General features: G+C 29.6%; 2 protein-coding genes. Both read right to left on the bottom strand.

Annotated elements, in window-relative coordinates; translation table 11 throughout:
- Positions 1–367, bottom strand: a 367-nt coding sequence (locus RCF13_RS20620) for a hypothetical protein (protein ID WP_308141531.1), incomplete at its 3' end; no start/stop codon positions are given.
- Positions 367–632: hypothetical protein (locus RCF13_RS20615; RefSeq protein ID WP_308141530.1), on the bottom strand; the 266-nt coding region annotated here is incomplete at its 5' end. The genes RCF13_RS20620 and RCF13_RS20615, both read right to left, overlap by 1 nt.

Raw genomic sequence — 632 nt, 5'->3', positions numbered from 1 at the left:
CGGTTAACTGGTAACTATGTTCTCTTGTCTCATTAAAAATGTACTTGATTAATAATCTTGGAATCCCTACTTTGATAAATACCGTTTCGTCATTAAAGGCTTTAATATCACTTAGGAAAGCTTGTATATCACAAAATAGTTCCCAGGTTTTAGTTAGTGGATTATATGTGTAATGAATTAGATTTTTTGGTAGAATAGGTGATTTATAAGTTTTGTTTAGATCTATTACAAATGAATCACCTAAAAGTCTTATAAACTCTGTTAAACTTAAGTAAAATTCATCACGTTTAATTCCACTATCATTAATCTCAAGTCTGGATTCATTATATTTTTCTATGTCATCAGAAAAGTGAAAAGAAAATTCCACTATAATTCCCCCTTGATATTTTCCACAATCTCTAGAACCGTTCCTTGAAAGGCTTCATCATCGTGTAATCGGTCATCCCAAAAGAATAGTAGTAAATTACGAAATCTAATATATTCTAGTGGGAATTTTTCTAACCATATAGGCGTCTTGTTTGAATTTATAGAAGTCTCTATCCATAAGCAGTACCGATGCTTTTTTAGATTTAGTATTTTTTGTATTTCAAGGGTTGTTAAATGATGTTTTCTTATTGCATCATTTACAATTT

Source organism: Stenotrophomonas maltophilia group sp. RNC7, assembly GCF_030910085.1.
Taxonomy (GTDB): Bacteria; Pseudomonadota; Gammaproteobacteria; order Xanthomonadales; family Xanthomonadaceae; genus Stenotrophomonas; species Stenotrophomonas sepilia.
Note: the sequence above shows the minus strand (reverse complement) of the source record. Positions and strands in the feature narration are given on the sequence as shown.